Source organism: Streptomyces sp. NPDC021093, assembly GCF_044333135.1.
Classification (GTDB): Bacteria; Actinomycetota; Actinomycetes; order Streptomycetales; family Streptomycetaceae; genus Streptomyces.
On record NZ_JBIRQJ010000018.1, the window covers coordinates 184,731 to 191,453 of the forward strand.

A 6,723-nucleotide genomic window follows, 5' to 3' on the forward strand; every position below is an offset into this window, starting at 1 on the left:
CCCGGCGGCCGGAGATTCACCCTACGACGGAGGACGCCGGTCCAACTCGGGCGGGAGAGCCGCGATTCGGGCACAGGAGTCGAGCATCAGCTGCTCGACCTCGTCGAGCGGGCGCTGTTCCGCCGCCGACTTGGCGAGGGCGAGGGCCGCCGTCTGGACCGTCAGGGCGCGGGCGGCGACGTCGAGCCGCGGCCACGGATCGCCGTGCGGAGGTACGGCCGGGCCGCCGGCCTCCCGGTATGCGGCGAGGAAGCGCTGCCAGACGTCCGGGGACAGCAGGCCTGCGGCGTACCAGGCGGCGGGACGGGCCAGGTCCCAGGCGGGGTCGCCGACACCGAGGTCGTCGATGTCGATGAGGTGCCAGGGGCCGTCGGGGGCGGGATGGCGGACGAGTTGGCCGAGGTGGAGGTCGCCGTGACAGAGGGCGGTGTGCGCCCGGTGCGGCGGGGCGGGGGCTTCGTTCCTGGCCCAGGCGGGAAGGCCGTGCCAGGCATGCAGGACGGTCGGGTGCGGAGCAGGTGCTTCGGGCGCCCGGGGCGGGGCGCTTGCTCCGACCGCTTGGTGCGGGACAGCCAACATGCGGGCAACGGCGCGGGCCGCCTTGGCGGGGCCGCGCATGGGCGGGAGCGGGGCGGGCAGCGCGGCGGTGTCGGCGCGGTGCAGGCGGGCGAGGAGTGATGCGGTCTCCTCCCACGGGGCGGCGTCCGGATCCTCCGGGTCGACCGGGGCTCCGTAGGGCCATGCGGTGAGGGGGCGGCCGTCGGCTTGTGCGGTGCCGGTGCAGGTGTCGGTGCTGCTGGTGGGGAGCGGGGGCAGGAGGACACCGGCGAGGAGGGGGTGGGCGGCCACAGCGGTACGTACGGCCAGGGCCTCGGGGTCGGTGTCCGGAGCGTGCGCCTTGGTGACGAGGGGGCCGTGCCGCACGACAGTGCCGTCGGGCCGGTCGGCGAGGACGCGAAGGGTTTCGGAACTGTGGCGGCAGGGGGCGTACGCCTCGTCGGAGGGGTGCGCGGTGGCGGCGGCCAGGGCGGCAAGTGTCGCTGTGACGGGCGTGGTCATGGGTCCCCCGGGATGTGAGGCGGTGCGGTCGGGAGCGTATGCGGCGGATGCACAGCTGTGATGACGTCCCGTCGGGTCTACGTGTACCGGGGCGGTGCGTACGGAGGATCCGACGGGATCACGAGAGTAAGCCGGGGGCGTGCCGTGGGTGCGGCGCCCTGGGTGCGGTGCCCTGATGAGGTGGGCCGATGACACGGGTTGGTGGGTGCGGTGGGCCACCAGGGGCAGGGCAAGAGCATAGGGCCGGGGTCGCGGTGGGCTCTCGTGGGGCGGAAGTGCGGGAGCCGAGTGGGATTCGGGTGCAGGAGCAGACCGCGTGGGGGCCTGTTGGCCCCGGCGGCCCGTGAGGGGGTGGGCCGATGACATAGGTCCGGTGGGTGCAGTGAGCCACGGGGCGGGACAGGAGAGTCGGGCCGGGGTCGCGGTGGGCTCTCGTGGGGTGGAGGTGCGGGGGCCGGGCGGGAGAAGGGACCGTGGGGGCGTGTTGGTTGGCACCGGCGGTCCGTGGTGCTGTCTTGGGCAGGGGTGCGTCGCTGGGGGCTCGGGGGCGTTTCTTGGGTGGGGTTGGTGGCGTGGTGGGTCCAGACACACGTTTGCCCGGACAGCTCCCCAGCTGTCCGGGCAAACTCAGCCGTCCGCCGCACCCCCGTCCCCACGGGGCTGATGGGCTTGATGTTGTCCCGTCCCGGACCGCTCTTCCGGGACGGGGGCGCCGCTCAGCGCCCCAGCAACATGCCCACGGACGACGCTTGTGTGGCCACCGCTTCCCAGCCTCCGAAGAGGAAGAGGAGCAGGGCCGCCAGGGGGAGGACCATGGCCGTTGCCACCAGGGGGTGGCGCGGGCCCGAGTTGCGACCGCCGAACGCGGCGAAGGCACGGCCACGGACGCGGATCGCACGCGTGCGGATCATCGTCCTCGATGCCGTGTCCGCCATGGTCCCTCTCCTGTCGTCTTGGTAAGCGGCAGGTGCCTGACCTCGGGGGACGAGTGCTGCACCCACCGCTTGATCTCAAGATTAGGGGCGGGCGCGGCCCCGGTCGTCATGCCCTCGTACCGATTGGCTGGCCTCCCGGAGGATGACCTGCCGGGTGACGGTGTACTCCCCTGGGTGGAGAGCGGGGTGGAGGACTCGGGGACTTCCCCGAAGGGTGGGACGGGGGCACTCCCCCGAGGTCATTCCGCGGCGGTGCGCCGCTCCGAGGCGTCCTCCCTGGGTACCGGCTGCTCGACCAGGGCGAGGACGCGGGTGGCCATGAATCGCGCGGTGCGGACGACGCTGCCGCTGCGGGTGACTTCACTCACTTCCACCACCCCCCTGCGGACCGCCGTTTCGACCCTTCGGCCTGCCCTGTTGGCCACCATTTCGTACGTCCGGGTGGTGTCTCCGGCGTCCACCACTATCTCGACTCGATCACCTTTCATGGATCCAATCCCCCTTCTGCTACGGCCCGTTGGGAATGAGCAGGGGTCAGGAAGATGGGAACGCACGTTCCCTGACCACTCTTCAAGTTTCGCACCCGGCACTGACAATCGATCGATTCGGGCGGGTGTGGCCTATGAGCACACCGCGCCACGGGTACGTAAGCTGTGCCACGTCGGACGGACCGGTCAGCAGTGGGGTGGGGGAGGCCCCACCGGAGGTAGGGGACGGACATGGCGATGATGCGGCTCCGGCGCGAGGACCCGCGTGTCGTCGGCTCGTTCAGGATTCACCGGCGGCTCGGTGCGGGCGGCATGGGCGTGGTCTACCTGGGTTCGGACCGGCGGGGCCAGCGGGTCGCGCTGAAGGTGATCCGGCCGGACCTGGCCGAGGATCAGGAATTCAGGTCGCGTTTCGCGCGCGAGGTGTCGGCGGCGAGACGGATCAGGGGCGGGTGCACGGCGCGGCTGGTGGCCGCCGATCTGGACGCGGACCGGCCGTGGTTCGCGACGCAGTACGTGCCCGGTCCCTCGCTGCACGACCGAGTGGCCGAGGAAGGGTCGCTGATCGCCGCCGAAGTCGCGTCGATCGGGGCCGCGCTGGCCGAGGGGCTGGTGGCCGTTCACGAGGCGGGGGTCGTGCACCGCGACCTGAAGCCGTCGAACATCCTGCTCTCCCCCAAGGGCCCCCGCATCATCGACTTCGGCATCGCGTGGGCGACCGGCGCGAGCACGCTGACGCACGTCGGGACCGCGGTGGGCTCGCCCGGCTTCCTGGCGCCCGAGCAGGTGCGCGGGGCCGCCGTCACCCCGGCGACGGACGTCTTCGCACTGGGCGCCACGCTGGCGTACGCGGCGACCGCCGACTCTCCGTTCGGACAGGGCAGTTCCGAGGTCATGCTCTACCGGGTCGTACACGAGGAGCCGCTCCTCGACGGGGTGCCGGACGCACTGGCTCCGCTGGTACGGGCCTGTCTGTCGAAGGAGCAGGAGGAACGTCCCAGCACGCTCCAGCTGTCGATGCGGCTCAAGGAGATCGCGGCGCGGGAGGCACAGGGCGGCGGCCCGGAGCAGCGGCCTCCGGCCCAGCGCGCTCCTGGCACCGACTCGTACGCCGATCAGCGGACCCAGCGGACCACCCAGCAGCGCCGTTCCGGCGAGCAGCACCGGCCGGAGGGTGCGCCGCAGCCGGAGTCGCGGGGGTCCGCCGCGCAGACGCCCCGCGGGACGCCGTCCCGCAACGGGGGGCCCTCGTCGTCGCGCAACGGATCGGCGCCCGGCGCGCGGAACACCACCCGGTCAGGGACCGCCCGCAAGGGCACCCGGCCGGGCGGTCGGCCGACGTCGGGCGGCAGGCTGCGGCCCGCGAACCCGCGGCTGCTGCGGCAGCGGCTGGTGGTGTTCGTGGTGGTGACGCTGCTGGTCGCGCTGGGCATCGCCGCCGCGCAGGGGTGTCAGGGGCCGTCCCGCGGGCTGGGTCCCGACGCACCGGTGAAGGCCGTGGCCAAGGCCGTGGCCGGGACGACCGAGGGCCCGCAGCGGCTGTAGCGCGGCGGGCCCGGCGGTTCGGGGTTCGGGGTTCGAAGCGGGCTCAGGATTCGGAGCCGATTCGGGGTGGGGTACGGAGCGGGGTCAGCTCTGCGGGCGACCCGTCGTCACCGCGTAGAACGAGACCGCGGCCGCCGCACCGACGTTGAGCGAGTCGACGCCGTGCGCCATGGGGATGCGCACCCACTCGTCGGCCGCGCGCAGGGCGCGGGTGGAGAGGCCGTCGCCCTCGGCGCCCAGCATCAGGGCCACCCGGTCCATCGTGTGCGGCGCCACCTCGTCGAGCGAGCGCGCCTTGTCGGCGGGGGTGAGCGCGAGGAGCGTGAAACCGGCCTCCCGGACCGTTTCCAGGTCTCCCGGCCAGCTCTCCAGGCGTGCGTACGGTACGGAGAAGACCGCGCCCATCGAGACCTTGACGGAGCGCCGGTAGAGCGGGTCCGCACAGTCCGGGGAGAGCAGGACCGCGTCCATGCCGAGGGCGGCGGCGCTGCGGAAGATCGCGCCGATGTTGGTGTGGTCGTTCACGGACTCCATCACCACGACCCGGCGGGCGGTGGTGAGGAGTTCGGCGGCCGTCGGGAGCGGCTTGCGCTGCATGGAGGCGAGGGCGCCGCGGTGCACGTGGTAGCCGGTGACCCGCTCGGCGAGGTCCGGGCTCACCGCGTACACCGGGGCCGGGACCTCGTCGATCACGTCGCGCATGACGTCGACCCACTTGGCGGAGAGCAGCATCGACCGCATCTCGTAACCGGCCTGGCGGGCCCGTCTGATGACCTTCTCGCCCTCGGCGATGAACAGGCCCTCGGCGGGCTCGCGGCGACGCCTGAGCTCCACGTCGGTCAGGCCCGTGTAGTCGCTCAGGCGCGGGTCGTCGGGGTCGTCGATGGTGAGGAGATCGGCCACAGGGTGATACTGCCTTGTCGTGGGTGCGGTGCCCAAGGGGGCGGGGGAGGTTGTTACCCCTGGTTACCGAGGGGTGTTCAGCGAGACTACGTCGCCGATGACGATGACCGCGGGCGGCCGTACGTTCTCGGCCTTGGCCGTCGTACCGACCGTGGCGAGGGTGGCGTCGACGCGGCGCTGGGTCGCCATCGTGCCCTCCTGGATGATCGCGACGGGGGTCTCGGGGGCGCGGCCGTGCGCGACGAGGGCCTCGGCGATGGCGCCGATGCGCTCGACCGCCATGAGCAGGACCAGGGTGCCGCGGAGGCGTGCGAGGGCTTCCCAGTCGACGAGGGAGCGCGGGTCGTCGGGGGCGACGTGGCCGCTGACCACGGTGAACTCGTGGGCGACGCCGCGGTGCGTGACCGGGATGCCGGCCGCGCCGGGGACGCTGATGGTGGACGAGATGCCGGGGACGACCGTGCAGGGGATGCCTTCGGCGGCGAGGGCCTGGGCCTCTTCCATGCCGCGGCCGAAGACGAAGGGGTCGCCGCCCTTGAGGCGTACGACCGTCTTGCCCTGCTTGGCGTGGTCTATGAGGGCCTGGTTGATGGCCTCCTGCGCCATGAAGCGGCCGTACGGGATCTTCGCCGCGTCGATGACCTCGACGTGCGGCGGGAGCTCGTCGAGGAGGTCGCGGGGGCCGAGGCGGTCGGCGATGACGACGTCGGCCTCGGCGAGGAGGCGGCGGCCGCGCACGGTGATCAGGTCGGGGTCGCCGGGGCCGCCACCGACGAGGTGGACGCGGGGGGCGTCGTCGGCTGCACGGGGGCGGCCGTGCGGGGCGGCCAGGCTGCCGTCGCGCAGGCCCTCGACCACGGCGTCGCGCACGGCGGCGGAGCGGCGGGGGTCGTGGCCGGTGAGGATCGCGACGGTGACGCCGTCGGAGCGGCCGGTGGCGGGGGTCCAGGCGGTGGCGGCTTCGGCGTCGTCGGAGCGGACGCACCAGGTGCGGGTGCGTTCGGCCTCGGCGGAGGCGGCGGTGTTGGCGGCGGGGTCGCTGGAGGCGACGAGCGCGTACCAGGTGTCGGCGAGGTCGCCGTCCTCGTACCGGCGACGCTCCCAGGTGATCTCGCCGGCCTCGGCCATGGCCTCCACGGAGGGGGTGGCCGAGGGCGAGACCAGGGTGATGTCCGCGCCGGCCGCGATGAGAGCGGGGAGGCGGCGCTGGGCGACCTGGCCGCCGCCGATGACGACGGTGCGGCGGCCGGAGAGGCGGAGGCCGACGGGGTAGGCGGGGGGCTCGGGGGTCTGCGGGTCGCCTGCGGCGTGCGCGGTCATGGGGTGCGGCTCCTCGGGAGGGTGGGGCTTGGCGGGCCCCTCCCGAGGAGGGGATGCCGGAGGCCGGGGCGGGCCGCTGCGGCGGTGGAGCGGCGCTGGTGGGGCGGGGTTTCGGGCCCTGGGGCTTACTTTACGGGGCGGGTGGGCGGCAGCGAGCGCGGGCCGGGGCGAGGGGCAGGGCTCCGCGTGGGGGCCGCCGCCTTGCCCACCCGTTCCGCCCCCGGGGGGCGGCCCCGCTGCCCAAGGCGGCGGTAGCGGCCTGCCCAAGGAGGCTGGGGGCTAGGGGGCGGGCATTTAGGGGCGCGGGGAACTGCGCGGCCAGCCACGACGCACCCGCACAATGCCCACCCACGCACGTGCCGGAGCCCCCGCCCAGGTGGCGAATTCCAGGGGTCGTAGCAACACAGTGGTCAACTGGCTGTCGCCAGGAGCTTAGCGAGACGCTCGGCTGGGGTTTCCCAGCCGAGCGTTTT

6 protein-coding genes are annotated in these 6,723 nt (G+C 73.6%); 1 reads left to right on the top strand and 5 read right to left on the bottom strand.

Features of this window, described 5'->3' with window-relative positions; translation table 11 throughout:
- Positions 1 to 21 precede the first annotated feature (21 nt).
- The 3 genes from ACH4SP_RS40450 to ACH4SP_RS40460 all read right to left on the bottom strand — a co-directional run bounded on the left by ACH4SP_RS40450 (position 22) and on the right by ACH4SP_RS40460 (position 2,482).
- On the bottom strand, positions 22 to 1,059 hold the full coding sequence (locus tag ACH4SP_RS40450; protein WP_398423128.1) for a phosphotransferase family protein: 1,038 nt from the start codon (positions 1,057 to 1,059) through the stop codon (positions 22 to 24).
- Between the two features lie 716 nt (positions 1,060 to 1,775).
- Positions 1,776 to 1,994, bottom strand: coding sequence for a hypothetical protein (locus ACH4SP_RS40455; protein WP_398423130.1), 219 nt, complete (start codon positions 1,992 to 1,994; stop codon positions 1,776 to 1,778).
- Positions 1,995 to 2,233: 239 nt separating this feature from the next.
- Positions 2,234 to 2,482 (bottom strand): hypothetical protein, encoded by a 249-nt coding sequence (locus ACH4SP_RS40460; RefSeq protein WP_398423132.1) that lies wholly within the window; start codon positions 2,480 to 2,482, stop codon positions 2,234 to 2,236.
- Between the two features lie 231 nt (positions 2,483 to 2,713).
- Here ACH4SP_RS40460 and ACH4SP_RS40465 point away from each other — a divergent pair, with 231 nt between their 5' ends.
- A complete protein-coding gene (locus ACH4SP_RS40465; RefSeq protein ID WP_398423134.1) occupies positions 2,714 to 4,027 on the top strand; it encodes a serine/threonine-protein kinase in 1,314 nt (437 codons plus the stop codon).
- Positions 4,028 to 4,111: 84 nt separating this feature from the next.
- Here the strand turns inward: ACH4SP_RS40465 and ACH4SP_RS40470 are convergent, their stop codons facing one another.
- Positions 4,112 to 4,930 (bottom strand): TrmH family RNA methyltransferase, encoded by an 819-nt coding sequence (locus ACH4SP_RS40470; protein ID WP_398423136.1) that lies wholly within the window; start codon positions 4,928 to 4,930, stop codon positions 4,112 to 4,114.
- A gap of 63 nt (positions 4,931 to 4,993) precedes the next feature.
- On the bottom strand, positions 4,994 to 6,250 hold the full coding sequence (gene cobA, locus ACH4SP_RS40475) for a uroporphyrinogen-III C-methyltransferase (RefSeq protein WP_398423138.1): 1,257 nt from the start codon (positions 6,248 to 6,250) through the stop codon (positions 4,994 to 4,996).
- Positions 6,251 to 6,723: the final 473 nt, after the last annotated feature.

Coding starts and splice junctions, on each gene's coding strand:
- ACH4SP_RS40460 (WP_398423132.1), bottom strand. CDS start 2,482: ATGAAAGGTGATCGAGTCGAGATAGTGGTGGACGCCGGAGACACCACC.
- cobA (WP_398423138.1), bottom strand. CDS start 6,250: ATGACCGCGCACGCCGCAGGCGACCCGCAGACCCCCGAGCCCCCCGCC.
- ACH4SP_RS40455 (WP_398423130.1), bottom strand. CDS start 1,994: ATGGCGGACACGGCATCGAGGACGATGATCCGCACGCGTGCGATCCGC.
- ACH4SP_RS40465 (WP_398423134.1), top strand. CDS start 2,714: ATGGCGATGATGCGGCTCCGGCGCGAGGACCCGCGTGTCGTCGGCTCG.
- ACH4SP_RS40450 (WP_398423128.1), bottom strand. CDS start 1,059: ATGACCACGCCCGTCACAGCGACACTTGCCGCCCTGGCCGCCGCCACC.